The 25,116-nt window shown below is 68.1% G+C and carries 27 protein-coding genes and 1 tRNA gene; 8 read left to right on the top strand and 20 right to left on the bottom strand.

The annotated features are described in order from the left end of the window. The first annotated feature begins 4 nt into the window (after nt 1–4). Both G6N20_RS00995 and G6N20_RS00990 read left to right on the top strand, forming a co-directional pair. A complete protein-coding gene (locus tag G6N20_RS00995; protein ID WP_179961503.1) occupies nt 5–1,270 on the top strand; it encodes an aminodeoxychorismate synthase component I in 1,266 nt (421 codons plus the stop codon). Between the two features lie 51 nt (nt 1,271–1,321). Continuing rightward, a complete protein-coding gene (locus G6N20_RS00990; protein WP_179961531.1) occupies nt 1,322–2,557 on the top strand; it encodes a hypothetical protein in 1,236 nt (411 codons plus the stop codon). Nucleotides 2,558–2,570: 13 nt separating this feature from the next. Here the strand turns inward: G6N20_RS00990 and rsmI are convergent, their stop codons facing one another. Beyond that, nucleotides 2,571–3,434, bottom strand: a complete 864-nt coding sequence (rsmI, locus tag G6N20_RS00985) for a 16S rRNA (cytidine(1402)-2'-O)-methyltransferase (protein ID WP_083047068.1) — start codon at nt 3,432–3,434, stop codon at nt 2,571–2,573. Nucleotides 3,435–3,459: 25 nt separating this feature from the next. Here rsmI and G6N20_RS00980 point away from each other — a divergent pair, with 25 nt between their 5' ends. Continuing rightward, nucleotides 3,460–5,028 (top strand): dolichyl-phosphate-mannose--protein mannosyltransferase, encoded by a 1,569-nt coding sequence (locus G6N20_RS00980; protein WP_083047066.1) that lies wholly within the window; start codon nt 3,460–3,462, stop codon nt 5,026–5,028. Nucleotides 5,029–5,040: 12 nt separating this feature from the next. Here the strand turns inward: G6N20_RS00980 and arcA are convergent, their stop codons facing one another. Further along, nucleotides 5,041–6,249, bottom strand: coding sequence for an arginine deiminase (gene arcA / locus G6N20_RS00975; RefSeq protein WP_083047064.1), 1,209 nt, complete (start codon nt 6,247–6,249; stop codon nt 5,041–5,043). 79 nt (nt 6,250–6,328) lie between these two features. Between arcA and G6N20_RS00970 the strand changes: the two genes are divergently transcribed. Next, nucleotides 6,329–6,925 carry an alpha-ketoglutarate-dependent dioxygenase AlkB gene (locus G6N20_RS00970; protein WP_179961502.1) on the top strand — a complete coding sequence of 199 codons (597 nt, stop codon included), beginning with the start codon at nt 6,329–6,331 and terminating at the stop codon, nt 6,923–6,925. A 3-nt stretch (nt 6,926–6,928) separates the two neighbouring features. Here G6N20_RS00970 and G6N20_RS00965 read toward each other — a convergent pair whose 3' ends face one another. The 3 genes from G6N20_RS00965 to G6N20_RS00955 are packed head-to-tail and all read right to left on the bottom strand — an operon-like array spanning nt 6,929 to nt 9,307. Further along, entirely contained in the window at nt 6,929–7,594 is a 666-nt protein-coding gene (locus tag G6N20_RS00965; protein ID WP_083047142.1) for a DUF5642 family protein, read from the bottom strand. 28 nt (nt 7,595–7,622) lie between these two features. Further along, the gene (locus G6N20_RS00960) at nt 7,623–8,315 is read right to left on the bottom strand and encodes a DUF5642 family protein (protein ID WP_083047062.1); all 693 of its coding nucleotides are present in this window, start codon (nt 8,313–8,315) and stop codon (nt 7,623–7,625) included. Then, nucleotides 8,315–9,307 (bottom strand): GNAT family N-acetyltransferase, encoded by a 993-nt coding sequence (locus tag G6N20_RS00955; protein ID WP_083047060.1) that lies wholly within the window; start codon nt 9,305–9,307, stop codon nt 8,315–8,317. The genes G6N20_RS00960 and G6N20_RS00955 overlap by 1 nt, the downstream gene beginning before the upstream one ends. A gap of 85 nt (nt 9,308–9,392) precedes the next feature. On the opposite strand from G6N20_RS00955, the gene G6N20_RS00950 reads away from it, so the two are divergent. Further along, the gene (locus tag G6N20_RS00950) at nt 9,393–10,139 is read left to right on the top strand and encodes a class I SAM-dependent methyltransferase (protein WP_083047058.1); all 747 of its coding nucleotides are present in this window, start codon (nt 9,393–9,395) and stop codon (nt 10,137–10,139) included. A gap of 11 nt (nt 10,140–10,150) precedes the next feature. Here G6N20_RS00950 and G6N20_RS00945 read toward each other — a convergent pair whose 3' ends face one another. Both G6N20_RS00945 and G6N20_RS00940 read right to left on the bottom strand, forming a co-directional pair. Next, on the bottom strand, nt 10,151–10,402 hold the full coding sequence (locus G6N20_RS00945) for a hypothetical protein (protein WP_083047056.1): 252 nt from the start codon (nt 10,400–10,402) through the stop codon (nt 10,151–10,153). A 224-nt stretch (nt 10,403–10,626) separates the two neighbouring features. Then, a complete protein-coding gene (locus G6N20_RS00940) occupies nt 10,627–12,273 on the bottom strand; it encodes an FAD-binding protein (RefSeq protein WP_083047054.1) in 1,647 nt (548 codons plus the stop codon). A 175-nt stretch (nt 12,274–12,448) separates the two neighbouring features. On the opposite strand from G6N20_RS00940, the gene G6N20_RS00935 reads away from it, so the two are divergent. Continuing rightward, nucleotides 12,449–12,589, top strand: a complete 141-nt coding sequence (locus G6N20_RS00935; RefSeq protein WP_158084751.1) for a hypothetical protein — start codon at nt 12,449–12,451, stop codon at nt 12,587–12,589. 392 nt (nt 12,590–12,981) lie between these two features. On the opposite strand, the gene G6N20_RS00930 is transcribed toward G6N20_RS00935, so the two are convergent. The 10 genes from G6N20_RS00930 to G6N20_RS00885 form a co-directional block, all read right to left on the bottom strand. Continuing rightward, nucleotides 12,982–13,281, bottom strand: a complete 300-nt coding sequence (locus G6N20_RS00930; protein ID WP_083047052.1) for a hypothetical protein — start codon at nt 13,279–13,281, stop codon at nt 12,982–12,984. A gap of 4 nt (nt 13,282–13,285) precedes the next feature. Further along, on the bottom strand, nt 13,286–14,146 hold the full coding sequence (locus G6N20_RS00925; protein ID WP_083047051.1) for a phage major capsid protein: 861 nt from the start codon (nt 14,144–14,146) through the stop codon (nt 13,286–13,288). 102 nt (nt 14,147–14,248) lie between these two features. Then, complete coding sequence (locus tag G6N20_RS00920; RefSeq protein WP_083047050.1) at nt 14,249–14,704, bottom strand: hypothetical protein; 456 nt, start codon at nt 14,702–14,704, stop codon at nt 14,249–14,251. Next, entirely contained in the window at nt 14,701–14,886 is a 186-nt protein-coding gene (locus G6N20_RS00915) for a hypothetical protein (protein ID WP_083047049.1), read from the bottom strand. The genes G6N20_RS00920 and G6N20_RS00915 overlap by 4 nt, the downstream gene beginning before the upstream one ends. Next, on the bottom strand, nt 14,876–16,180 hold the full coding sequence (locus G6N20_RS00910) for a phage portal protein (RefSeq protein ID WP_083047140.1): 1,305 nt from the start codon (nt 16,178–16,180) through the stop codon (nt 14,876–14,878). The genes G6N20_RS00915 and G6N20_RS00910 overlap by 11 nt, the downstream gene beginning before the upstream one ends. 29 nt (nt 16,181–16,209) lie before the next feature. After that, nucleotides 16,210–17,664: a terminase large subunit domain-containing protein gene (locus tag G6N20_RS00905; RefSeq protein ID WP_083047048.1), complete on the bottom strand. Its 1,455-nt coding sequence runs from the start codon at nt 17,662–17,664 to the stop codon at nt 16,210–16,212. A 406-nt stretch (nt 17,665–18,070) separates the two neighbouring features. Continuing rightward, nucleotides 18,071–18,313: a hypothetical protein gene (locus tag G6N20_RS00900; RefSeq protein WP_083047047.1), complete on the bottom strand. Its 243-nt coding sequence runs from the start codon at nt 18,311–18,313 to the stop codon at nt 18,071–18,073. After that, nucleotides 18,310–18,606: a hypothetical protein gene (locus G6N20_RS00895; RefSeq protein WP_142271961.1), complete on the bottom strand. Its 297-nt coding sequence runs from the start codon at nt 18,604–18,606 to the stop codon at nt 18,310–18,312. The genes G6N20_RS00900 and G6N20_RS00895 overlap by 4 nt, the downstream gene beginning before the upstream one ends. A 129-nt stretch (nt 18,607–18,735) precedes the next feature. After that, the gene (locus G6N20_RS00890; protein ID WP_179961501.1) at nt 18,736–20,040 is read right to left on the bottom strand and encodes a hypothetical protein; all 1,305 of its coding nucleotides are present in this window, start codon (nt 20,038–20,040) and stop codon (nt 18,736–18,738) included. Beyond that, entirely contained in the window at nt 20,037–20,984 is a 948-nt protein-coding gene (locus G6N20_RS00885) for a bifunctional DNA primase/polymerase (protein WP_232065402.1), read from the bottom strand. The genes G6N20_RS00890 and G6N20_RS00885 overlap by 4 nt, the downstream gene beginning before the upstream one ends. Nucleotides 20,985–21,282: 298 nt before the next feature. Here G6N20_RS00885 and G6N20_RS00880 point away from each other — a divergent pair, with 298 nt between their 5' ends. Further along, nucleotides 21,283–21,861 (top strand): helix-turn-helix domain-containing protein, encoded by a 579-nt coding sequence (locus G6N20_RS00880; RefSeq protein WP_158084750.1) that lies wholly within the window; start codon nt 21,283–21,285, stop codon nt 21,859–21,861. Continuing rightward, on the top strand, nt 21,858–23,057 hold the full coding sequence (locus G6N20_RS00875) for a tyrosine-type recombinase/integrase (RefSeq protein ID WP_083047044.1): 1,200 nt from the start codon (nt 21,858–21,860) through the stop codon (nt 23,055–23,057). Before G6N20_RS00880 ends, G6N20_RS00875 begins: the two co-directional genes overlap by 4 nt. A 41-nt stretch (nt 23,058–23,098) precedes the next feature. Here G6N20_RS00875 and G6N20_RS00870 read toward each other — a convergent pair. From G6N20_RS00870 to G6N20_RS00860, 3 genes are all read right to left on the bottom strand, one after another. After that, nucleotides 23,099–23,171: transfer RNA gene (locus tag G6N20_RS00870), tRNA-Ala, on the bottom strand. A 48-nt stretch (nt 23,172–23,219) separates the two neighbouring features. After that, a complete protein-coding gene (gene sepX / locus G6N20_RS00865; protein ID WP_083047043.1) occupies nt 23,220–24,269 on the bottom strand; it encodes a divisome protein SepX/GlpR in 1,050 nt (349 codons plus the stop codon). Between the two features lie 177 nt (nt 24,270–24,446). Then, nucleotides 24,447–25,100, bottom strand: coding sequence for a GNAT family N-acetyltransferase (locus G6N20_RS00860; protein WP_083047042.1), 654 nt, complete (start codon nt 25,098–25,100; stop codon nt 24,447–24,449). Between the last annotated feature and the right edge of the window lie 16 nt (nt 25,101–25,116).

Raw genomic sequence — 25,116 nt, 5'->3', positions numbered from 1 at the left:
GGCGGTGCGAATCGAGCGGCTCGGCGATCTTGGCGGCGCGCCCACGCTGCTGCGCGCCGTCGGCGATGCCACCGGTCGACTCGGTTTGCCGCCGCCGGCCGCGCTGACCGGCGAATGGTTCGGGGCGTTGGCGGTGATCGCGCCCAGTGTGTCGGTGCTGCCGGTGAGCCGCGACGACGCGTTCTCGGTCCCGCCGGGTCGGCGGCGACCCGACCCGGGGCCCGTCGCCGTGGGCGGCGGCTGGGTCGGTTACCTGTCGTATCCGGATCCGGGCGCCGACGGACGGCCCAACCGGATTCCCGAGGCCGCCGGCGGCTGGACCGACTGCCTGCTGCGCCGCGACCGCAGCGGGCAGTGGCTCTACGAGAGCCTGTCGGGTGCACCCATGCCGGCCTGGCTGGCCGATGCCCTGCTGGCGGCACCGGGCGGGAGGCCGGCACCGACCTGGCGGATCGATTGGGATACCGCCGACCGGCAAACACACCGCGGCGGGGTGCTGGCCTGCCTGGAAGCGATCGCCGCCGGCGAGGTGTATCAGGCGTGCGTGTGCACCCAGTTCACCGGGACCGTCACCGGTTCCCCGTTGGATTTTTTCATCGAGGGGGTCGCCCGCACCTCCCCGGCCCGGGCGGCCTACGTCGCAGGCCGGTGGGGCGCGGTGGCGTCGCTCTCCCCGGAGCTGTTCCTTTGTCGCCGCGGTGACTTCGTGGCGTCCAGCCCGATCAAGGGCACCCTGCCGTTGGCGGCCTGGCCATCGGCGTTGCGGGCTTCGCCCAAAGAGGTGGCCGAGAACATCATGATCGTGGACTTGGTTCGCAATGACCTTGGCCGGGTGGCCATTACCGGCACCGTCACGGTGCCGGAGCTGTTGGTGGTGCGGCGCGCGCCGGGCGTGTGGCATCTGGTGTCCACGGTGGCGGCGCGGGTTCCGGTCGAACTCCCGACGTCGGCGCTGCTGGACGCCACCTTCCCGCCGGCGTCGGTCACCGGAACACCTAAACTTCGTGCCCGCCAACTGATTTCGCAATGGGAGCAGCATCGGCGCGGGATATATTGCGGCGCAATTGGTTTAGCGTCGCCGATAGCCGGATGCGAGCTTAATGTCGCGATCCGCACCGTCGAATTCGACGCCTGCGGCAACGCCGTGCTGGGCGTGGGCGGCGGGATCACCGCCGACTCCGAACCCGACGCCGAATGGGCGGAGTGCCTGCACAAGGCGGCGCCCATAGTGCGGCCGCCGGTCCCGGCGACGGCGCAGCGGGTCGGGTAGTCAGCAAATTTTTCTGAGCGCTCGGTGGGTGGAATTTCGCGTAACGCCCACATGGCGGGCCCGCTGCGCCTAAGCTCAAGCGACCGGGTGTTGAAATTCGAGAAGGGGTCAGTGATGAGAGTCGCCATCGTTGGCGCTGCGGCCGCTGCCGTGCTGGGTGGGGCGCTGGCGGTCACACCGTTGACGGCCACCGAGCCGGTGCGGATGCCGGGAGGCACGTGCAGCCCCGGTCAGCAGTGCGACCGCCTGGCTTCGGTCCTGATGCCTGGGACGAAGTCGGGGCCGCCCGCGGCGGCAAACGCGGTTCCGGCGCCGTTCGAGCCGCCCGCCGCGGCGATCGCGCCGGCCCTGGCGCCGCGGCCGGGCGCGCCGGCGGCCGCCGCCGCGATCCCCGGAGTGGCCACGCCGGGAATACCCGGCCCGCCCGGAGTGCCCAACGTGGGCCCCGCGGCCCTGCCGCCCCCGCCCGCGCTGGCAAACCCGGCCCTGCCGCCGGGGGTCGGGGTGCCGGCGATCCCCGGCATCGGCATCCCGCCCGGCATCGCCGTTCCCGGCATTCCCGACGTCGCCGCTCTCGCCGGCGTACCCAGCGGGGTGAACACCGCCGCCGCGGTCGTCAACGGCGTCTTGGGAGTGGGCGCCACCGCCGCCAGCGTGGTGACCTCCAGCGCGCTGGCCGTCACCTACGTCGTGCTGGCCTACAACGCGCTGCAGTCCTCGGGGATCCTGCCGGCCGCGAACGCGGCGGCCAGCACGGTGGGCTCGATGCTGTTGCCGTCGGCCGCACCGGCGGCGGCGCTGCCGGGTCTGCCGGGCGTGTCGCCGGCGACCCTGGTCGCGCTGGCCGCGGCGGGCGGTCTGCCCGGCATCGGGCTGCCGGCTCTGCCGGGTGTACCGCCGGCGGATCTGTTGGCGATGGCGGCGGCCGCGCTGCCGGGCGTGGCATTGCCGAGCCTGCCGGGCATGTCACCGGCGGACGTCGCGGCGCTGGCCGCGGGCAGCCTCCCGCAACTGGCGGCCGCCCTGCCGGCCCTGCAGGCGGGCCTTCCGGCCGGTCTGCCGGGGGTGGACCCGGCTGCGGTGGCCGCGGCGCTGCCGGCGCTGGCCGCCGCGGCCGGTCTGCCGGCGGGGCTTCCGGCTCTCCCGGGCGGTCTGCCGGCGCTGCCTGGGCCACCCCCGCTGCCGGCGTTGCCCGGGCCACCCCCGCTGCCGGCGCTGCCCGGGCCGCCCCCGCACCCGCAGCTGTGCACGCCCGCGATCGGTCCGATCGGGTTCTGCACACCCTGACCTGACGCGCCGGCTACGGTTGCTCCGAGTCACCCCTCGCACGGCGGGACAGTAGGACCGCGTCGTAGAGCTGGCGGGTGCGCACCGCCGGATGTGCCGAGGCCACCTCGCTACAGGCGTCCTTGACCCGGATGCCCACCGCGACAAGCTTTTCGACCTCATCGACCAGGGCCCGCATGTCGACCCGCGCGGTCACGCCGGCGCCGGCCACCACCACGGTGATCTCACCGAGCACGCCGCCGGCGGCCCAGGTCGCCAGGTCGGCAAGCGATCCGCGCACCACCTCCTCGTGCACCTTGGTCAGCTCGCGGCAGATCGCGGCCGGACGGGCACCGCCGAGCTGCTCGACGGCATCGCGCAGGCAGGCGGCCAATCGGCGCGGCGATTCGAAGAACACCCAGGTGCGCGGCTCGTCGGCCAGCGAGGCCAGCCAGGCCCTGCGCGCCGAGCCCTTCCGCGGGGCAAAACCCTCGAAACAGAATTTCTCCGCCGGCAGGCCCGACACCACCAGCGCGGTCGTCACCGCGGACGGCCCCGGTAGGCAGGTCACCGGAACCCCGGCGGCAACACACGCCGCCACCAGCCGAAAGCCGGGGTCGCTGATGACCGGCATCCCGGCGTCGCTGACCACCAGCACCGTCGCACCGGCGGTCATCGCGTCCAGCAGCGAGGTCACCCGCACCGCCTCGACCCGGTCATACAGGCTGACCAGCCGCCCGGTCATCGCGACGTCGAGCGCCTTGGCCAAATTCCGCACCCGCCGGGTGTCCTCGGCCGCCACCACGTCGGCACTGGCCAGCGCGTCGATCAGGCGCGGCGACGCGTCCGACGGCCGGCCCAACGGGGTTGCGCCGAGCAGAAGGCGACCGGAGCACATGACCGACAGCCTACGATCGACACCGATGACCGCCCCGCCCCAACAAACCTCCGTCCCCGACCAGGACCGAATGCTGGAGCGGACGGTACCGGTGCTCAGCCCCGGGCCGCTGATGCCGGTCGCCGATTTCGGGCCGACAGACCGGTTGCGCGGCTGGCTGGTCACCGCCGTGATCACGCTGCTGGCCGCGCTGACCCGATTCCTGAACCTGGGCTCGCCGACCGATGCCGGCACCCCGATTTTCGACGAGAAGCACTACGCGCCGCAGGCCTGGCAGGTGCTGCACAACCATGGAGTGGAGGACAACCCCGGGTTTGGCCTGGTGGTGCATCCGCCGGTGGGCAAGCAACTGATCGCCATCGGCGAAGCCCTGTTCGGCTACACCGGATTCGGCTGGCGGTTCAGCGGCGCGCTGCTGGGCGTGGTGCTGGTGGCGCTGGCGACGCGGATCGTCCGGCGGATCAGCCGCTCGACGTTGGTCGGCGCTATCGCCGGGTTGCTGCTCATCTGTGACGGCGTCAGCTTTGTCGCCTCGCGAACCGCGCTGCTGGACGGCTTTCTCACGTTCTTTGTGGTCGCGGCGTTCGGCGCGCTGATCGTCGACCGCGATCAGGTTCGCCGGCGGCTGCACGTCGCCCTGCTCGCGGGCCGCAATGCCCAGACCGTGTGGGGCCCGCGGCTGGGTGTGCGCTGGTGGCGGTTCGGGGCCGGGGTGCTCCTCGGGTTGGCCTGCGCCACCAAGTGGTCGGGTCTGTACTTCGTGCTGTTCTTCGGTGTGCTGTCACTGGCGTTCGACGTGGCGGCGCGCCGTCAGTACCGGGTGCCGCGACCGTGGCTGGGGACGGTGCGACGTGACTCGGTCCCCACCGGGTATGCGCTGGCGCTGATCCCGTTCGCGGTCTATCTGGCGAGCTACGCGGGTTGGTTCGCCTCCGAGACCGCGATCGACCGCCACCAGGTGGGGCTGACCATCGGCCAGGACAGCATTGTGCCGGTGCCCGACGCCATCCGCTCGCTCTGGTACTACACCGCCAAGGCTTTCCAATTCCATGCGGGGCTAACGAATTCCGCGGGCAACTACCATCCCTGGGAATCCAAGCCGTGGAGCTGGCCGATGTCGTTGCGGCCGGTGCTTTATGCCATCGACCAACAAAACGTGCCCGGCTGCGGCGCGCAATCGTGCGTCAAAGCCGAAATGCTGGTCGGCACCCCGGCGATGTGGTGGCTGGCGGTGCCGGTGTTGCTGTACGCGGGCTGGCGGATGTGTGTGCGCCGGGACTGGCGATACGCGGCGGTGCTGGTCGGCTATGGCGCCGGATGGCTGCCGTGGTTTGCCGACATCGACCGGCAGATGTACTTCTTCTACGCGGCGACCATGGCGCCGTTTCTGGTGATGGCCATCGCGCTGATCCTCGGTGACATCCTCTACCAGCCCGGTCAGGGCAAGGAGCGGCGCACGCTGGGGCTGATCCTGGTCTGCTGTTACCTCGCCCTGGTGGTGACGAACTTCGTGTGGCTGTTCCCGGTGCTGACCGGTCTGCCGATCTCCCAACAGATTTGGAACATGCAGATCTGGCTGCCCAGCTGGCGCTGATTGGGCGGCAAGCTACACCGGATCGCGGGCGACCGGACACGACATGCAGCGTGGCCCGCCACGGCCGGTGCCCAATTCGGAGCCCGCGATGGTGAGCACCTCGATGCCCGCATCCCGCAGGCGGGCGTTGGTCTGCACGTTGCGCTCATAGGCGACGACGACACCGGGCGCCAAGGCCAACGTGTTGTTGCCGTCGTCCCACTGTTCGCGTTCGGCGACGACGGGATCCAATCCGGTGTGCACGACCCGCAGCTTGTCCACCCCGATCGCCCGGGCGGCCGCCTGTAGAAACAAGGTTTCCTCGCTGATGCTCACCCCGGCCGGCGTGCGCCGGATCGTATATGCCGCAAGGGTGTCGACCACGTTGGCATACATCACCATGGTGTCGGTATCGACCATCGTGCACACCGTGTCCAGGTGCATCTGCGCGCGCCGCTGAGCGATCGGCACCGCCAGCACCGTGTTCGCCAGGTCGTCATCAAAAAGGCTGCGCGCCAACGCTTCCGCACCGGCCGGGGTGGTCCGCTCCCCCACTCCGATGGCGACCACACCCGGGGCGAGCAGCATCACGTCACCCCCCTCTACCGGAGCGGCCCTGGATTCGTAGGCCTTGCGCACACCGGTGAACCGCGGGTGATGGGCATAGATCAGGTCGGTCAGCGACGCCTCACGCGCCCGCGCCCGCAACGCCAGCGACGGGATCACCACCCGCGGCCCGATCCATATCGACGAGTCCCGGGTGAACACCAGGTTCGGCAGCGGGTCGATGACGAAATCGGCCCCCTGATGCATCCGCAGCACCAGCGACGCCTCGGTCCGGGCATCCGCGGGCAGCTCGTTGAACGTCATCCCGGCGGTCAAGACGTGAGCCAAGGTCACCGGGTCGAGGCCGCGCAGGTAGGCGGAAAGCTCTTGGGCCAACGGCGCTCCGAGCCGGCGCGCGTCAACCGCGGCGGTCACCCCCTGCATCCGGGCGGCCCCGCTGTGCTGCAACGCCTCGGTCAGCAGGTCCGAGAGCAGCAGCACCCGCACACCGCGGGCACGCAGCAGCTCGGCGAACTGGTCATGCTCCTGCTGCGCGCGGGCAACCCAGGGCAGCCCGTCGAACAGCAGCTGATCGTTGTTGCGGGGGCTGAGCCGCTGCAGCTCGGCACCCGGGCGGTGCAGGATGGCCTCCCGTAGCGTTCCCACCTCGGAATCCACGCCCAGCTGAGCTGCCACAGCTCAAACCGTAGCCGCCCGATCCCGGCGGCCGTGTCCTGCACCGCCTCCTCGAACGGGTGTGCGATAGGCTCGGGAGGTGGCGATCGCGGTGCAGGCCTCACTTTTCGAGCACCAGGAGCGAAGACAACTCGGTGACGGCGCCTTCATCGACTTCCGCTCCGGGTGGCTGACCGGCGCCGAGGAGCTGCTGGACGCGTTGTTGCGCGCGGTGCCGTGGCGAGCCGAACGCCGCCGCATGTATGACCGGGTGGTCGACGTCCCCCGGCTGGTCAGCTTTTATGACCTGACGGTTGAGGATCCGCCGCATCCGCTGCTGGCGCGGCTGCGGCGCCGGCTCAACGACATCTACGGCGGCGAGCTGGGCGAGCCGTTCACCACCGTCGGGCTGTGTTGCTACCGCGACGGCTCCGACAGCGTGGCCTGGCACGGTGACACCATCGGTCGCGGCAGCACCGAGGACACCATGGTGGCGATCGTCAGCCTCGGCGCCACCCGCACCTTCGCGATGCGGCCGCGCGGCGGCGGCCCGTCGCTGCGATTTCCCCTGGCGCACGGCGACCTGCTGGTGATGGGCGGATCGTGTCAACGCACCTGGGAGCACTCGGTTCCCAAGACATCCACCGCGGCGGGTCCGCGGGTCAGCCTCCAGTTCCGGCCGCGCGACGTGCGTTAGCAGTTAGCGTTGGCCGCGAACCGCGGCCACCGCCTTGACCAGCAGGTCGCGGGCACGTTGGGTGTCGACCCGGGCGACCGCCCGGTCGGGGATCACCAGCGGATTTGCGGTGACGATCACCTCGTAGTCGCCGAAGTGCGCCGAGTAGTCGTAGAGCTCGCCGGTGCGGGTTGACCCGTCGACGACCGCCTGCAGGACACGGTGGATGCCCAGGGTCTGGGTGCCGTCGATCGTCGGTGCATCGATCACCGCGATACCGCCGCGTATCTGGGGCCCGGTGAAGGCCACCTGGCTGCACTCTTTCCCCGGGGAACTGACCGGCAGCGGTTGGGAGGTCTCCACCGCGATCACGACGAACCGGTTGCCGTTGCCCTCCGCGGAGACGGCGGCCATGTTGCCCCGCAGGCCGGCGGGCAGGTCGGGCCCCGTGGCCACAGGCGCACAGTTGGCCGGATCGAAGCTGAGCCCCTCGGGCAGTTTGCGGGCGGAAAAGAACTGGGGGTCGATGCCTGTGGGCGGCACCTCGGTGACACTGAATTCGGGTCCAAAGCTCGACTTCACCGCGGCGACCTTGGCGATGTCGACGTGTGCGGGCCGCGCCGAGTTGGCCCCGGGTGCACAACCGACCAGCCAGCACACCGCCGCGACCGCCAGCACCACCTTCACCATCGTGGCCACCCTACCCAAGCGCGGCCGCTCAGCCGCGTACCGTCGACACCGTTTTGACCAGCAGATCGGCGGCGAACTGCGGTGGCAGCGGCGCGAGCATCGACCCGGGGTCGGTGGTCAGCGCGCCAAGCGCGTAATAGTCGCCCAGGTAGGCGACGAACGTGTATGCCCGCGAATCGATTTCGGCGCCCGCCTCGACGGATTTGCGGACGTCGGCCACCATGCCCAGCGTTTCCGCGCCGTCGATGTGCGGGGCGTCGGTGAGACTGACGCTGGCCGTGGCGTGCCCGTCGGTCATGGTCCAGTGCCCGCAGCTCGCGACCAGGTCGTGGTCGAGCAGCACCGGGCCCGGTGACAGGGCAACCACAACGGCATCGACGATGCCGCCGGCGCCCGACCCGGACACGCCCTGCGCGGCCTGGTGTTGTCCATAGCCGGGATCGGCCAGGGCCGCGCACTGCGGTGGCACGGCCCACGCCTGGGCTCCCAAACTCCAGATCACCCAGGGTGAGGCGCCGCGGATGTCACCGGTGACCTCATAGCCGCTCGGAAGTTCGCGGCCGACCCGCTTGATGTTGGCCGGATTGATCGCGGGGGCGCGGGACGCCGGCGGCGACGAAGCGGCCGACGATGCCGGCGCGGGCGGCCGCGCGCACCCGACCACCGACAGCACAACGACGGTGGCCGTCATCGGGCCAATCCAGAACGGCCGGCGGCGCATCAGCCGACCGCTTCGATCACCTGCCGGGCGACGCGGCCGATTCGGTCGGCCAGCTCACGCCCGAAGCCCAGGTCACCCGGGCCGGGCACATCGATCACCGTGGTGATCACCCCGACGTCCTCGCGTTGCCAGACCGCCCCGTGGCGGTCCATGATCGTTCGCATCGGCACGTTGTCGGAAAGCATTCGCGCGGAAAACTTTTCGACGCCGTCCACCCGGGCGGCGACCGCCAGCGCACCGATCAGAAAGCTGCCGATCCCCCGGCCCTGATAGTCGTCGGCGACGGTGAACGCGATCTCGGCGACCGCCGGGTCGGTCTGGTCGCGGACGAACCGGGCGTCGGCCACGGGGTCACCGCCGTCGACCAGCACCCACACGAAATGGTCGACGTAGTCGACCTCGGACAGGTAGTGCATCATCTCCGGGTTGGGAACGCGGGCCGACATGAACCGCCGATAGATCGTCTCGCTGGAAAAGTGCACGTGGCCGTGCACCGTCCGCGCGCTGTCGCCGGGCAGCACCGGCCGCAGCATCAGTTCGGTTCCGTCGCGCAGCCGCACCGGGATCGGCGTGATGAAGGCGGCCAGCCGTTGCCGAACCGTGCGCAGCAGCCGATCCATGATCCCCGGCATGTGCGCCATCACGTCCAGGGCGTCGTCACCGCCGAGCCAGCCGGTCAGCGGCTCGAGGGCGGTGACCGTTGCCGTTCGCGGGATGCGACGCAGCAGGGCGATCTCCCCGACGATCGTGCCCGGCAAGGCCTGCTCGACGAGCACCGTACCGTCCTCGCCGACATGGCTGACCCGGGCGCGACCCGAGGAGACGAGCAGGAAGGAAACGGCCCGTTCACCTTGGCGCATGAGCTGTTCGCCGGCGCCGACCCGCAGCGGCTTGAGGCGGGCCGCCAGTGGCCTTAGGTGCTCGGCGGAACATCCGTCAAAGATGTCCATTCCGGTGAGTTCTTCGACCGCCGCGCCGGTCAATTCGGCCATCCCATCCCATCCGTCACCGCGCCAGCCCTCAGGTTATGGCGTCGGCCGCCGGTGCGGCAAGGACGCGCATTAGCCTGACAACACGATGAACACCGGCCAGGATCCGTTCGAGCTGACCCGCGGTCTGCTGCCCAAGGGCGCCGTGCGGCGGCACGGATTTCTCGACGTGCTGGGCGAATCGGCGAGCTCCCCGGTGCCGACGGTTGCGCAGAAAGCGATGAACAGCACGGTGGTCGCGACCGTGTACGAGCGGTTGTGGCGTCCGGCCTCCTTCTACCTCGCCAGCGGCGTCACCACCCGCGCCGAACAGCACCGGGCGGCGGCCGCCCTACGGCTGGGGGCCGCCCACAGGTTGCTCGACGTCGCTTGCGGGCCAGGCAATTTCACCGCGCCGTTGGCTCGGCATCTGCCGGCCGGCGGCCTGGCGGTGGGGTTCGACATTTCCGAGCCGATGCTCGCCCGGGCGGTCCTGGACAACGGCGGACCACGGATCTGTTATGTCCGCGGTGACGCCCGCGCGTTGCCGTTCGACGACGAAACATTTGATGCCGTTTGCTGTTTCGGCGCGCTGTACCTGATGCCCGAGCCGTTTCGGATCGCGCACCAGATGGTGCGGGTGCTGGCGCCGGGCGGCCGGATCGCGATCCTTACCAGCTATTCCGGGCAAGCCGCCCCGATTCGGCGCGCGCTGACCGCCGCCGCCGGTGTGATCGGGCTCACCATGTTCGACCGGCACAGCTTCGTCGACCTGTTCTCCTCAGCCGGCCTGGTCAACATCGAGCAGCAGACCCAGCGGGCGCTGCAGTTTGTCACCGCCGCCAAGCCGGGGTGAGGACCACACGGCTAGCAGGCGGCCTGGCAAACACCAAGGAGCCGTACCACCGGCGTACCCGCTTCGTATTCCAGGACCCACGGCTGGCCACCCTCGGGCGCCTCCGAGGTGAGCTTGATCATCACGGGGTGCCCGGTTCGCCTGGACATCTGCGTGCATTCGACCTGGAACAGGCGATAATCGCCACCATCGCGGACGGCCAGCGAAAAGCCCGGCTCGACGGATTCCACAGGTACCTTCTGCAAGTAGTACTTGGTGCTCATGCCCCGAGACTAGGGCCACTACGGCCCGTCGTCCTGCGCCGAAACGCTGTCTTAGCGAACGTTCAGCTGAATTTAGGTACTTCATCAGACTTCGCGCCGGATTGCCGCCCACCGCAGCGCTTTACGGGCACCGCCCGCCAGCAAGCGGCCAAGGCAGCGGGCGCCGACACGACCGCGATGACATCGCGCGGGGAAACCGCTGCCGTGGCCTCGGGCAATCGCAGCTATGTCACCAAACCCGTTGCACCGGAATTGCGTTCGCTCGGATCATCCGATTGCTTGGCGGCATGCGTGCCGGCGCGGCGACCGGAGAATACGCAGTCGGCGATGGACAGGCCACTGACGTATGAGTTCGAGCAGACGCCGACCGCGCAGCGGCCCGCGCCGTAGAGGCCGGGAATCGGCTCACCGGACTCGGTGAGGACCGCGCCGGTGGCCTCGTCCACTCGGACACCGCCCAGGGTGAGCATCGGCGTGGGGTTGAGCAGGCTGGGTCTGATCGAGATGTTCAACAGCGTGTAGGGCGACTTGGCGATCCGGCGGGTGAATTCGCTGGGCTTTCCCGCGGGATCCGGTGCGCCCGAGTCGATTGCGTTGTTGTGGGCGTCCACGGTGGCGCGCAGGCCGTCGGGGTCGATGCCGGCCGCTGCCGCCGCCTTCGCCAGCGAGGAAGCGCGCACCGAGCCGGTGAGCATCAGCGCGGCGGTTTGGGCGCGTTGAAACCACAACGTCTGGGTGAACAATTGACGACGGGCTTCCCGCATCACCGCGGCGTCGGCGAGAATCCACCCCGTTCCGTGGTGATTTTTGACCATTGCCTGTCCGATCGCCGCACCGTATCGGCTTTCGTCGATGATCCGCTGTCCCCGTTGGTCGACGATGATGGCACCGAGGAACGCGCTGGGCGGGGTGATGAACCGCCACGCCGACACGTTGTCCATGCGCTGGCTGACCGCGCCGACGCTCTCGGCGAGCGCGATGCCGCTGCCGTCGTCGCCGCTGGTGCCCAGCGGAAGGCCGTTCTTGAACTCGGGTGCGTACCTGTGCAGCCACTCCGGGTTGGCGATGAAGCCGCCCGCGCAGATGATCACGCCGCGACGTGCGGCTACCCGGATGGGTCGGGCGTAGCGCCGTTCCAGCCGTCTCAGGCGGTGTTCCATCGCGCGGCGCAGCGGTGGGTAATAGATGCCCGGCTTCGATGACACCGCCGCCATGGCCGCATACATCCGGCGAATGTGTGGCGGCGCGTAGCCCATCGTCGCGGCTTCCACCCCGGTCACTCGGCCGGCGGAATCCTGCAACAGCCGGGTGACCGTGGTGTGCGGGCGGAAATCGACGCCGCGTTCGAGTGCCGAGTGCAGCAGCGGGCCATACAGTTTCTTGCCCGACGTGCCCTTTCCCTGGACGCGATGGCCGCGCTGGACCGGCGGGGTGTGGCTTCGGAAAGCCCCGGCGTTCTCGCTGCCCGAGTGATACAGGTAGTACCGATTGTTGGGGTAGGAGGTCTTGTAGGGGCACAGCGTGGAGTCGAACGGAACGCCGTGGCGCTGCAGCCAGTCGATCATTTCCGGGCTAGAGCGCACGAACGATTCCAGCGTTGCCGGGCTGACGGCGTCGCCGACTTCCAGCCGAAGGTAGGCCAGCATCCGCTCGACGGTGTCGTCCACCCCGGCCCGTCGTTGCACCGCGGTGCCCCCGCCGGCGTAGACGATGCCGCCCGAGATGGCGGTCGCACCGCCGCCGTTGGCGCGATCCAGCGCGATGACCTCCGCGCCCTGCTCGCGGGCGGCAAGCGCCGCGCACACGCCGGCCGCGCCGAAACCGACGACAACGACGTCTGCGCTGTCGGCGATCCGGCCCGAGCGGCCCATGCGCGCCTGCCTTGTGGTGGAGTCCAGGGCAGAAATGTAACAGGTCCCCACCCCGTTGATCAGGGATGACGACCGTTGCTTGGGGAATTGAAGCGGTTTCGCTGCCGGCTGGCAGGAGCCGACGTGACGTGGGTCGACGAGATGTGCACCCGATCCGGATTGCGTCACGACGGGCATGGCGATTTCCGGTCTGCATCCTGCCGGTGACCCGATCGAGATGATCGCCGAGCTCTATGGCTTGCCGCCGCACGTCGTTCAATCAGCCGTCCGTTACGAGCTCAAAGCCGCCGAGGCGTACGCGGCGCGAGCCAGCTAGGGCGGCGGGCCGCCGAGGATGGTCGCCGTCGATCGCCTTGTGCGGATGTCGACGAGAGCGCGATGGGCCTCGGCCTTGCGCTGGCCGCGGCGCGCAAGGACACGATTCACTGCGGGCACCCGCTCATCCCCGAATGCCCGCGCCGTGCTGAGTGCGCGAACAGACGCAAATGTCCCCAAAACGCCTGTTTTTGGGGACATTTGCGTCTGTTCGCGCACTGTGGAGCTAAGGGGATTCGAACCCCTGACCTACTCGATGCGAACGAGACTATCTCGGCGTTTGCTGCGTCAATCTGCGTTGGCTGTTCGAGAAACGTGCTGGTCACAGCGTTGGCTGCGTTGATTGGTGAAAGCTGTCGCTATTTCTGCTGCGTACTGGCTGCGTACTGGGGGTTACATCGCCCGCACCCGATACCGGTTCAACACCAACTGCTCGGCCAGCGACCAGGAGAACGACGACCGTAGAGCATACTCGTACTCGACGTCATCGATCTTCTTGCGCTGCAATTGCTCGCCGTTGGCAGCCAACCGGGCGGAAGCGGTGACGATCACCGCGGCGATGTCCTCATTCGGCTCGGAACCGGTGAACCCCCGACCACGGGTATAGGACTTGGCCAGTACCGTCACGATTGGCACAACCGTGGCCACATCCCCCTCGGTAAGGGCTGTGACATCGCCTGGATCGACCGGCATGTTCTTAGCTGCCGGTCTCGCTGAGCAGGGTGACGGCCTCGGGCTGCAGCAGTGCGGTGTCCCACCGGGACACGACCCTGATGCCGATGGAGTCGTAGTCACCCCAGGTCTGGTCGAGGATCTTGACCTCGGCGTTGACGTCGCGGGCCACGACGACCTTGGAGAAGTCGACCAGGGCAACGCGGGCGAGGTCGGTGACGTTGGGAATGTTGTCGGTGATGATCACCGGCAGGCCCAACAGCCGGAAATCGGTTCCGTTCTGGATTGTGTTCGGGTCGATCACGTACCGCTTGTCGCTGGCACCGACCTTGACTTTGCGGATCGCAGCGAAGCTGGCCGAGGTCATCACCCAGTGGGTCGGAGAGACCTTGTTGCCCTGGGCGGTGGCCAGCCCGTCGATGAGGGAGTCGGGGTCGGCGAGGTCCAGTGCGCCGGTGGCGATTCCGCTGGCCCTCAGGATGCCCTTGATGGTGTTGGAGCTGCCGGTCCCGTCCCAGAGGGCCGCGTCCAGAGCGTTGGCGACATCGGTGACCAGCCTGGTTTGCAGCACCGATTCCAGTCCCACGACTGAGGTGCGGATCAGCTCGTTGGAGAGCTTCACCAACACCTTGAGGCTCTTAAGAGTGGAGGGCAGCAGGGTCACTTCGTCGAATGCGACATCCCCGTCGGAGATTTGGTCGCCTTCGGCGACGAATCCGGCTGTCACGCCGTTGACGATGCGCGGCACCCGTACGGGGCTGGATGAGTCCAGGACGACGGGGCCTGCTGCCAGGAAGGTGGAGGCCTGTTCGAGGGGTTGGACGAGCAGGCTTGCGACCTGCGACTGAATTAGGGTTGAGTTATCACTGGTGACTTCTATAGCCACGGTATTGACCGTCCTTAAGATGTTGTGTCGGTTGGGGTTTCGACACGTCGCCAGGACGTCAATCGCGGACAGGCACCAGGCCCAATATTGAGTCTATCACGCTCAGGTTCGCTCTTTGAGCATCTGCAACAGGGAGAACGGCTGCGCCGACGATCCGCGGTTGCCTTGGCCGATATCGCCGGTGGGCCGGCGGCTGGCCAGGTGCGGCTTGGTGGCAAGCAGGTCGTCGATCGCGGCGCTCAGCGCATCCGGGTCGTCGAGGTGTTCCTCGGCGTACACCAGGTCGGTCGGGTCGGCCAATCGGCCTGTGGCCCGGACCAGTTCGGTGTGCAGGCGGCGGGCTAGCGCGTCGGCCTGCTGAGCGCGTTGCCGGTACTTCCCGTTTTCCTTGCGGAGCTGTTCGACAACTTCGCGCGGGAACGATTGGGGCTGTTCCTCCGGCTGGTCACTGTCGCTGTCGGTTTCGTCGCTCTGCTGTTCTTCGGAACTAGGTTCCGCATCGGTTGGCGTTTCGTCCTCGGTGCTGACAATCGGGGCCGTGTCGGTAGTGTCGTTCATGCTGACCTCCTTTCGTTTTCGACGTTGAGTTGGTTGACGGCGTCGGCGAGATCGGTGGCGAGTTGCAGGGCTTCGGGTGGGGTCAGGCCAAACGTCAGGCCGATGATCCGCAGCCGGACTGGCCGCGACGATTCGGGCGTCACGTCGACCTTGGCGTCGAAGTTGCGTGCGCTAAGCCGCATCAGAGTTCACCTGCCCGGCAGAGGTTTCCACGGCGCGGGCCGCGTTGATCTTCGCGATTTCGTCGTCGGAGTAGCCGAGCTTGCCCAACGCGTAGGTGACGGGCAGGATGCCGGCCTGCACCAGCTTGACGGTAGCGTCGGCCTCTTGCGCGACCGAGCGGGTTGCCGCATCAGCCCAGTGCACGCGGATGCCATCGATCATGTTGGGATCACGTCCATCTCGCACCGCGATCATCAGTCGAGCGACCTGCTCCCAGGCTCGTCCGAACGTCTGCTGGCGGGCTTCGGCGCGAGCGGTCAGGCTGGCCTCGGCGGCCCTCAGCGCATCGGCCGAAGCCGGGTTGTCGGTGAACACTCCGACGTAATGCGCGGGCAGTGTGGAGACCGCCATGATCTGGCCAAGGATCACCCGCACCGATGCCTCGTAACCAGCGAGGTCGGCGGCGTTGAGTTGCCCGAACTTGGCTTCGTTGTTCTCCGAGATCATTGCCCGGTGCCCTTCGGGGATCGGGTTCACCTCAGTCATCACCGGTTGGCCATCCTCGTCGAGGACCGGGTTGCCGTCGTCGTCGAGGACCGGTTCCTCGGTCAATTCGATCCCAGTGGCCCAACGACGCGGCCGGCCAACGTATTCGCTGGTAACCATCATGTCCGCTAGCGACTTGTTCAGCGCATCGACGAGGGGCTTAAGGTCGTCGATTTCCGAGCTACCCCAATCTCCGAGGATGCGGTCGGTGTTGCGCAGATTGACGACCGGGACCACGCCGAGCGGGTTGGTGATCTCCTCGACGGTTTTGTACCCGACAGTGGTGGCCCCGGTCTGGTTGGCCCGCAACCGCACGATCCGATCGGGGAGATATAAGACGGCTTCGGTGGTGTTGCGGTCTTCCCAGCGCTTGATCGCGGCGACGACGTTGCGGGTGCCCGGATCTAGCTGCACAGCAACCTGTTTCGCGCTTTCAACGGTGACCTTCGGGCGGCCGTAGCGGTCGGCCCACACGATCACGTAAGAGTCGCCGAGCAACAGGGCTTCGCGGTGGGCGACACCGCTGGTCTGGTCGAGGTCGTTGCGAATCCAGTCGGCCCACAACTCGGCGTCGCCGGCGAATCCGGTGATCCGCAACCGCTCAGCGAGCGCGGTCACGGCCAGCCGCGGGATGTTGGACGCCATCACGCCGAAGCGGTTGCCCAGCGCGGTCTTTGCTTCCGGGGACAGGAACGCCAACGGCTGGGTGCCGGTGTAGTAGCGGTCCAGGTCGGCGTAGCGGGCAGCCGGCTCGTTGAGCCGCTGCATCATCTGCTGAATCTGTTCTTCACGGGTCGTCACGAGGCAAAACTCCTTACTCGCTTCCGGTTTCGTTGTTGGTGCCACGCCGCGCGGTCGTAAGCCACGATCGCGGCTACGGCGGCGTCGATCTTTCGCGGGCTACCGCGCTTGTCTTTCGATACGAGATCCCCCATCGGGGTCGCTTTCGCGACGCAGTGCGCCACGTGGGCGGCCATCCGCGGATCACCGTCATGACTGATCACCCTGGCGACCACGGCCTGATACAGCCGGTCGGTGGCCGGTGCCATGCGGGCGGCGTGGGCGGTGTTCCATTCAAGGACGCGGCGCTCCCCGTGTCGCTTGGCCCAGTCCTCGATCTCCGAACGCCAGCCCCACGGGTCGGCCGCCAACTCGACCACGTCGTACTTGGCGAACGCGACATCGACGGCGCGGGTCACCTCCTCCCGCGGCACCCGCCACCGCAAATCGCCAGGGTTTTCCCACAACCCTTCGACCCATAGATGTCCGTCGAGGGTGCAGCCCACCAGCGCCGTGCTGTCACCAGAAGCCGAGCCGTCGAACGCTAAAACTACGCGTTCGCGTAGCTGTACACGCCGTTCGACCGCGCAGGCATCCCAGGCGCCCCACGGCAACCAGGCCTCGACCCCGGTCACCCACTGGCCGAGACGCAACCGCCGAAACACCGGCTCCCGGATCGTCTTACGGGCAGCCTCGATGCCGTCCTCAGACAGGAACGGCTTGCGGCACGCCAACGCGGGGTTGCCGACTCGCCAAGCCGCCCGGTCGTCGGCCGCGCACCCGTCCGGTGCCGCGAACTCCCGGAAGTAGAACGCCGGGTCATTACCGGCGCGACCGTGCTCCACCAGCCTCCACATGACGCTGTCCGGGGACGATGCCGGTGTGGATATCGCCAATGTCAGCGACTCCGGTCGCTTACCGGCCACCGAAGTGACCGCCTCCCAAACGGCTTCGGTTACAACGTGCAGTTCGTCGACGATCTGCAAGCTCGGATCGTGGCCGTGCAGGGCACCGACCTCGGCCGGCAACGGCAGCAGCGTTGCATCGTTCTCCGGCAAGTGCAGGCGGTCGGCGTAAATCTGTACCCGCTGCCCCAACACCGAATTCAGCTCAACCATGCGCCTGGCGTACTTCAGCGTGATGTTCGCCTGCCGCTGATCGGTGGCCACCACCAGCACCTCGGCCGAGGGCGGACCAACGAACAGCTCAGCGATACCCAGCGCGGCCGCCAGCATCGTCTTGCCGTTGGCCCTCGGGATCGAGATCAGCGCAGTCCTTATGCCCGGCGCGAACGCTCCCCGGATGATCTCGCGCTGAAAAGGCCTCAGCTCGAACGGCTCCCCAGCTCCCAGACCGCGCGGGAGCACCAGAAACTCGCCAATGAACCGCTCGCGACGCTTCGCGCGACCGCTGGGCCACCGCGAGAAGGCCAACGGCTCGGCGGTGACGGTGCCCTTGGGGCCGGCCCTCATCGCGTTTTCCCCTCCGGCTGGAGCAAACGGGGTGTGTAACTCAAACTTTGCCCCCGGCGGCGGTCAGGTAGCGGCCGGGCTGGGGCATCCCCCCTGGTCGCAGCGTTGCCTCGGGCAGCACCACGGCGGCGGTTGCACGGCCCGCACACCACCTCGATGTCCCGCAGGCGGATCGGCCTGCCCGCGGCCCTGCGTGCCCACGCTTGGGGCGTGTGGTCGGCCTGCAGGTCCTCGGTGACGCCGCAGTCGATGCAGAACGGTTGGAGGCGGCGGGCACGCCTGGACAACTTGGTCCATGCCCAGTCGTAGCCGCGTGCGGTAGCTACGAGTTGGGTGTCAACTGTGTGGGCTGGGCAGCGCGGACCCTCGGCAGGCTCGCCGCAGATAAGGCATGGACGCAGCAGGGTCATTCGGCGTACTCCTTGATGACCTTTTTTAGTCCGGCGATGCCTGAGTCGGTCGGCAATATCGAGCCCGGTGCCCATATGGCGACGTTCATGACGGCGAGGATGAGCGCCGAGGTGCGGTCTAGTTCGGATGCTTCGACCAGGACGGCGTTGACGCCCTCGGCGTCGCCACGGAGGCGGTGCAGGAACAACGCTGCGGCTCGCCGATAGTCGGCTCGATGCGGCCGTTGATCGGCGGTCATGCGGGGTCGCCCTTCGGCTCCTCGGTATTGCCAAGGCTTTCCAGGTCTTCTGCGAGCTTGAGCTGGGCGTCGATCTCGGCGGTGGCTCGCTCCCCGTCGCCGTCGTTCTTCAGGAGGTAGGCCTCCATCGCCAGCCCCACGAGGTAGGCAATCGCGTCCCGCAGATTCGGATCGTCCACCGCCTCGTCGATAGCGCGATGTAGGCGGTGAGGGGCTTGCTGTGCGTGGCCGAGCGCACTGAGCAGCCGAAGGGCTACTGCGCGTCGGGCGTATTCGTTTAGCATTTCGGTCACGGCGTCCTCCTTGTTTTGTTTGCTGGTTTTGGTAAGACTGAGGAGCGTGGGGTTGTAATTTACAACTCGGTTACAACCCCTATTTCCGCAGGTCAGGGCGTGTTTGTCGGGGTTGTAATTCGCTGTAATTTACAACCCTCCGTCATACTTGGGGCCGAACGTGTACTCGGGGGCGAACCGTTTGCCGGTTGATTCAGATATCACGATTATCTCCTCGTCAACCATCATTTCAAACACTCCATCGAATTCGCTGCGGATCGATGCGGCGCATGCGACGCGCAGCTCCGACCGGGTCGCTCGGCCGCGGCGGCGAAGTTTGCCACAGACTGCTTTTACGACGCGGCGCTGGGCCTGGTCGGCGAGGCGGGCAGCGACGATGGTTTCCCGTTCGGCGCGGTCGCGGGCCCTGGCGGCGTTCTGGCGCCGGCGGGCGGCGTCGACCGCGGCGCGCATCTGATCGCGAACCCGGATCGACACGTCGGTCAAGTCGCCGGCGATCTTCCAGTCGGTTTCGTCGATCGCGTTTCGGCCGTGGAGGACTGCGATGGCGAAGGCCGTCTTCAGCTGGGTCAGCATCAGGTGCCCATCGAGAGGGTCGACGTCGGGGTCGCCGATCAGGACGCGGTAACGGTGGACGTCGATCTCCTCTCGGGCGCTGTCGGGGATCTGCACCACGTGGCGCTCGTCGCAGCAGTTATGGCTGAACGTCGGTATCAAGACGCCCAGCGGGTCGACCGGGTCGGGGCGCCCCTCGGGCGCGTATGGGTCGACGGTGGGCAACCACAGGAAGCGTTGCGGGAGCCCGTCTTTCGCGCGCGCGAGAAAGAATTCGGCGTTCTCGGGCTGCGCGCCGACTCCCAGGCACAACCGGTAGGAGTGCGCCCTGATCGCGGTACTCGTGTCGTGCTGCGCGTTATGGAATCCGACCGGCTCGCCCACGAACGCCTTGAGCAACTCGCCGACGAGGGTTGCCCCCTGCCGCCCCGTCAACGCTTCCAGCGTCTTGACCTCGGGCACGACCAAATGCGCCCGCGTGAGGCCGGGGGTGTCCTTGGCGCCCTTGAACAGTCGGGCCAAGCCTTCACCTGAGCCGAGGCTGGGCCGCTCGGCGTCCAAGTCGTTGCCCATGTCGTCGTGGAAGCGCACGGCGGCGGTCCCGGCCGCGTCGGCTGCGCCTTTGCCCTGCCCGGATGCGCCGGTCGATAGGGTGAAGAAGTTTGCCGACACGTGGCCGCCGACGACGGGCGGCAGTACGACGTGCGGCTCGATGCAGGCGGTCGCGCGCCGCAGAACGCAGCCGAGGACGGCGTACGGTGCCACCCGGCGGGCACGGGCGAACGAGTGGATGTGGGCGAGTTCGTCCGTCTGCGACCAGAACCCGTAATCGGGATCGGGGCCGTCGGGGAGAGGGTCGACGGCGGCGGCGTCGATCATTGCACAGTCTCCTTCAGCGCGCGAGCGGCAGCCTTCAGATCGCCGTTGTGGTTTAGGGTGGCGTACGCGCGAAACCGGGTGTACCCCTTTGGATTTCCCGGTTCGGTCACGTCGAACGGGGTGTTCGTCGAATAAACGAAGAGGCAGCCGTGGCGAATCGTCGCCGAGCACGCCGAGGTGTGGGTGGGGTGCACCCAGCGGGCACCGTCGGCGTCGGGGTCGGTGTCGAGGCAGCGCCAGCCGCGTGGGACGAGAACGTCGTGCCACGATGTCGCGGCGCTGTATCGGTCAGCGATCGACGCCCCGCGCATCGGGGGCAGGTGTCGCGGGCGGCGCCGCGTCGCCGGTCTGGCGCGCTCGGGCAAAAGGAGGGCGACCAGCCACGCCGGGGGCGCGGCCACCGGCGCGACCACCCTCCTGTACGGCTGGCCGGTGCCGGCGTGGATCGATGGGGGCAACACCGTATAGCCGCTCGACGTTTTGACATCGAGTCCCGGCCCCAGCCGGCGGCCGGACAACTTCCCGGCCGGGCGTCGAAAGAACAAATGCCGCCCGCCGTCCCCGCGCCCCGAGAGCGTCGTCAGTGTCTCGGGTAAGCGGCCGTGGCGGCGCTCGTGCCGGGCGATCGAGTCGTTCCCGCCGTGGCGGGGATCGACGTCGATCACGACCATCGACTCGGGCACCCTGCCGCCGATGTTGGCGCCGGCGTGCTCGCCTCCCCACCAGCGAGCCACCGTCGCGACGTCGTCGGTGGCGTCGAGCACCCCGCGGCCACCGGCGATTGCTGGCACCTTGCCTCGAAGGGGCAACACCTGCCAGTGGTTCACCGCGTACTCGACGGCGGCGGCGGCGATGTCGCCGCCGACGATTGTTGCGCCGCCCAGCGCCGCGTTGATCGCGCGCATTGCGGCGGCTTCAGCGAGGAGATCGTCGGTCAGCGTCACGCGGCATCGCCTCCGCGCGGGTTGCCGGCGTTCTCCTGGGCGGCGAGCCACGCCGAAACGACCGATCGCTTCCAGATTCGGCGGCGGCCGAGCTTAAACGACGCCGGTCCGACGCCGAGGTGAGCCCAGTAGCGCCACGTCGACGCCGGCGTCCCCGTCCACGCCGCAAGTTCGGGGGCTGATAAATATTCGCTCTGCAACTTCGCGCTCCTTCCCGATCCGGCAGCATTTCCCGGTTTGGAACGATTGTGGATTCCAACGGTTGCGTTGGTCAACCCAAATCGGTATGGTTTCCGATATGGGGAAGCAGGGGCGGGTTGGCGACCAATTCCGGGAGCGCCTCAGGTGCGAGCGCGAGCGCCGCGGATGGTCCCAGGCCGATGTCGCGAAAAGGCTGTCCGACAGGGGGGTGCCTGGTATCTACCCCACGACGATTGCAAAGATCGAAGCCGGTGACCGCGGGGCGCGGATCGACGAGGTGACCGCAGTGGCCGACCTCTTTGCCGTCTCCGTTGACGCGCTGCTGGGCCGCAGGATCGGACTGGAAAACGATTTGGCCTACACCTTTCGGGGCGTGCTGGATACCGCGCGCCAGTCGGCCGAGCAGCTCAACTCGATCCGTTCGACACTCGAAGACCGGCTTCGGGAGCTGGCGACGCTGGATTTTGAAGGATTCAACGACCTCGCAGCCGACGCCGACAAGGCGTTACAGGCATTCGATGACGCAAGCGATGCGCTCGGGCGGATCGCGGCGTTTCGACTCAAGCCGGGCGCGGCGCTGAGGTTGCGGCAGGACCGCATCGTTGACGCGATGAGTGTGTTGCTCGGCCGCTTCATCGGCGACATGAGGATTCACAGGGTGGAGTCTGAGAAATGAAGCGCAATCGTAGGGCCGGCGTCGAGGACCTGTGGACAAAAACGGTCCGCGACGATCGCGGTAACGCGCAAGCGGTGCCGAGCGCACGCCACGGGGTCGGATTGCGTTGGCGCGCAAGGTATGTTGACGATGAAGGTCGGGAACGGTCAAAGGCGTTCGCCCGCAAGGCCGACGCGCAATCCTGGCTGGACAATGAGGTCACACCGAAGCTGGCGACCGGCACCTACGTCGCACCGGAGCGCGGCCGGCTGACCGTGGCCGCGGTATATGCGTCCTGGTTCAAGGCGCAAGGCCACACCTCGGCCAAGACCGCCGCGACCCGTAGGAGCGTCTGGGGTAGCCGCGTCAAGCCGCGGTGGGGTGACGTCCCGGTCGTCGATGTGAAGACGTCGGCGGTGCGGGCGTGGGTGGCCAAGATGCGTGCCGATGAGGTCGGCGCTCCGACGATTGAGAACGCGTTCGGTCTGCTGCGTCAGGTGCTCGGCGCGGCCGTCGAGGAGCGCTGTATACCCCGCAATCCATGCGAGGGTGTGCGCCTGCCGAAGCGTAAGCACGCTGACCGTGGATACCTCACGCACGCACAGGTGGCGGCGCTCGCCGGGGCCGTCAACCGCCAGGCAGAGGTTGTCCGTTTTCTCGCCTATACCGGCTTGCGGTGGGGTGAGATGGCGGCGCTGCGGGTGTGTGACTTCGATTTGTTGCGGCGCAGGGTGAATGTGTCGCGGTCGGTCACCGAGGCATCCGGCGCAGGTCTGGTGTGGAGCACGCCGAAGACGTGGGAGCGCCGATCGGTGCCGTTCCCGGCCTCGCTTGCCGACGAGTTGTCGGCGGTGATGGTCGGTAAGGGCCGTGACGCGCTGGTGTTCACTGATCTGCGTGGCGGGGTGCTGCGGAACTCCAACTACCGGGCCAGGGTGTTCCAGCCCGCAGTCGAGAAGTGTCAGAAGGCAGACGACACCTTTCCGTCGATCACGCCTCACGATCTTCGCCACACCGCGGCGAGCCTGGCGATCAGCGCCGGCGCGAACGTCAAAGCGGTGCAACGCATGCTTGGTCATGCCAAGGCGTCGATGACGCTGGACGTGTATGCCGACCTCTTCGACGAGGACCTTGACGGCGTGGCCGCGAACCTGGACGCGGCGATTCGCTCTGCTGCGTACCCACTGCGTACTGACGACAATGAGACCGCACTGTAGCGCTAACCGAAATTTTGCTATCTAGCTGCATGTTTAGACTGTGGAGCTAAGGGGATTCGAACCCCTGACCTACTCGATGCGAACGAGTCGCGCTACCAACTGCGCCATAGCCCCTGATCGCTAGCAGGCTACCAGCCGCGCCACCAAAGGCCGAACCGTGCGCTATTGGCCGACGGCTCGCGGCAGGTCCCGCGGCCAACCATACGTCCGCTGTGCCACCGGGTGATCCAGGTGCTCGAAGATCGGGTCCTCGTCGTCGATCTCTAGCACCACCGCACCCGGGCGCCGCAGCCGCGACGGCACGAGGTCGTATTCGCGGTCGTGGGCGTTCTCCACGCCCAGCCGCGCACGCGCCAGCCGCTGCATGCGGCGCCGACGCACCTTCTCCTCGATCCGGGTCTGCCGGCGCAGATATCCCAGGTAGAGCACCGTAATAACGGTCGCGCTGCCGCAGATCCACCACGCGACCCGGGTCACTTCGAAGGCCGCAACGGCCGAGCCAACCAGGATCACCGCCATCATCAGCAGCACACGCTTGCGGAACGCGTACTTGCGGGCGCTGACCGCGGCGGCGGTCTTGGTATCGAACCGCCGCCGCCGTGAGCCGCCCGGCGAGAACATCGCCGGCGCATCCGCGTCCTGCTCAGACTCGTTCTCTTCAGGCTCGTCGGGCTCCAAACCGCAGGAGTCCTCGACGTATTCGTATTCGTCGTCGGCCCGCCCGCGCTCCGCCCCGGCCGGGTCGTCCTGGTCGGTGACTTCCTCGTCAACCTCGGCGGGCCCTGCCGATTCGCCCGCCGCGGCACTGGCCCCCAGCGGCAGTGCCCCAGCTGTTTCGTCGACCACCTCGGCGTCCAGGTAGTCGGGTTCGTCGGCCGCGGCGTCACGGGAATCCTTCATGAGCACCGGGCGCGGGCGGACCACCAGGTCGGCACGCTGGTCGGGGTCGCCCTCGGCATCGGCAAGCTCCCCGTCGACGGCCTCGGGGCCCCCGTCCTGCTCCGGCCTCCAGTCCGGGTCGCCGCGATGACCGGCGGCCGGGCCGCGCCTGAGCAGGCGGGCGCCGGCGTCGCCGTTGAGCACCCGGGTCGCCAGGGCCACGTCGCTGGTCCGCCGGACCGCGTCCCGTTTGCTGATCAGCATCGGCACCAGCACGAACAGCCAGAGCACCACCAGCGAGATCCACAACAGCGACTGCGGGACGCTTGGCATGATGACCTGCTCCTTTCCCCGCGAGGCGCATCCTGGCCAGCGCGGCCGGGCCAACGGCGACCAGGACAATTACACACCTGTAATTCGCTGCTGACAAGCATCACACGCCACACATGTCACGATAGCCACAGGGGATCGCATGCCCGCCCGGCGCCTCGGCCTCAGGCCGGCGTGCCGTCAGACCCAGCCGGCGAGTCCGGTGCGGACCAGCGTCGACGTCACCGAGCCCTGCACCTCTTCGACGGTGAGGGCCACCAGCAAATGATCTCGCCAGGCCTTGTCCACCTCGAGGTAGCGGCGCAACAGCCCCTCCTCGCGAAACCCGACCTTTGCCAGCACGGCCCGGCTGGCCACGTTCTCCGGGCGTACGGTGGCCTCCACGCGGTGCAGCATGACCGGCCCGAAGCAGTGGTCCAGACCCAGCGCCAACGCTCCGGTGGCCACCCCGCCGCCGGTCACCGAGCTCTGCACCCAGTAGCCGATCCAGGCCGACCGCAGCGCCCCGTGAGTCACGTTGCCGATGGTCAGCTGCCCGCAGAACCGGCCGTCAAGCTCGATCACGTACGGCAGCATGCGGCCTTTACGAGCCTCCGAACGCAGACCCGAACACACCGCCGGCCACGCGGCAACCGAGTGCCGAGTCGTCCACTCACCGTCGGTGCTGGGCTCCCAGGGCTCCAGATGCGCACGGTCGGCCAACCGGATCCGGCTCCACTGCGCGCCGTCTCGGATCCGCACGGGCCGCAACCGGATCACGCCCGCGGTCACCCGCAGCGGCCCAACGACCATGGGCCAACCCGGATGCCGGGCGTTGGGGCGCAACAGGTTCACGGGAATTGCCGACGAC

Source organism: Mycobacterium shinjukuense, from assembly GCF_010730055.1.
GTDB lineage: Bacteria > Actinomycetota > Actinomycetes > Mycobacteriales > Mycobacteriaceae > Mycobacterium > Mycobacterium shinjukuense.
This window is presented reverse-complemented; position numbering and strand designations above follow the sequence as displayed.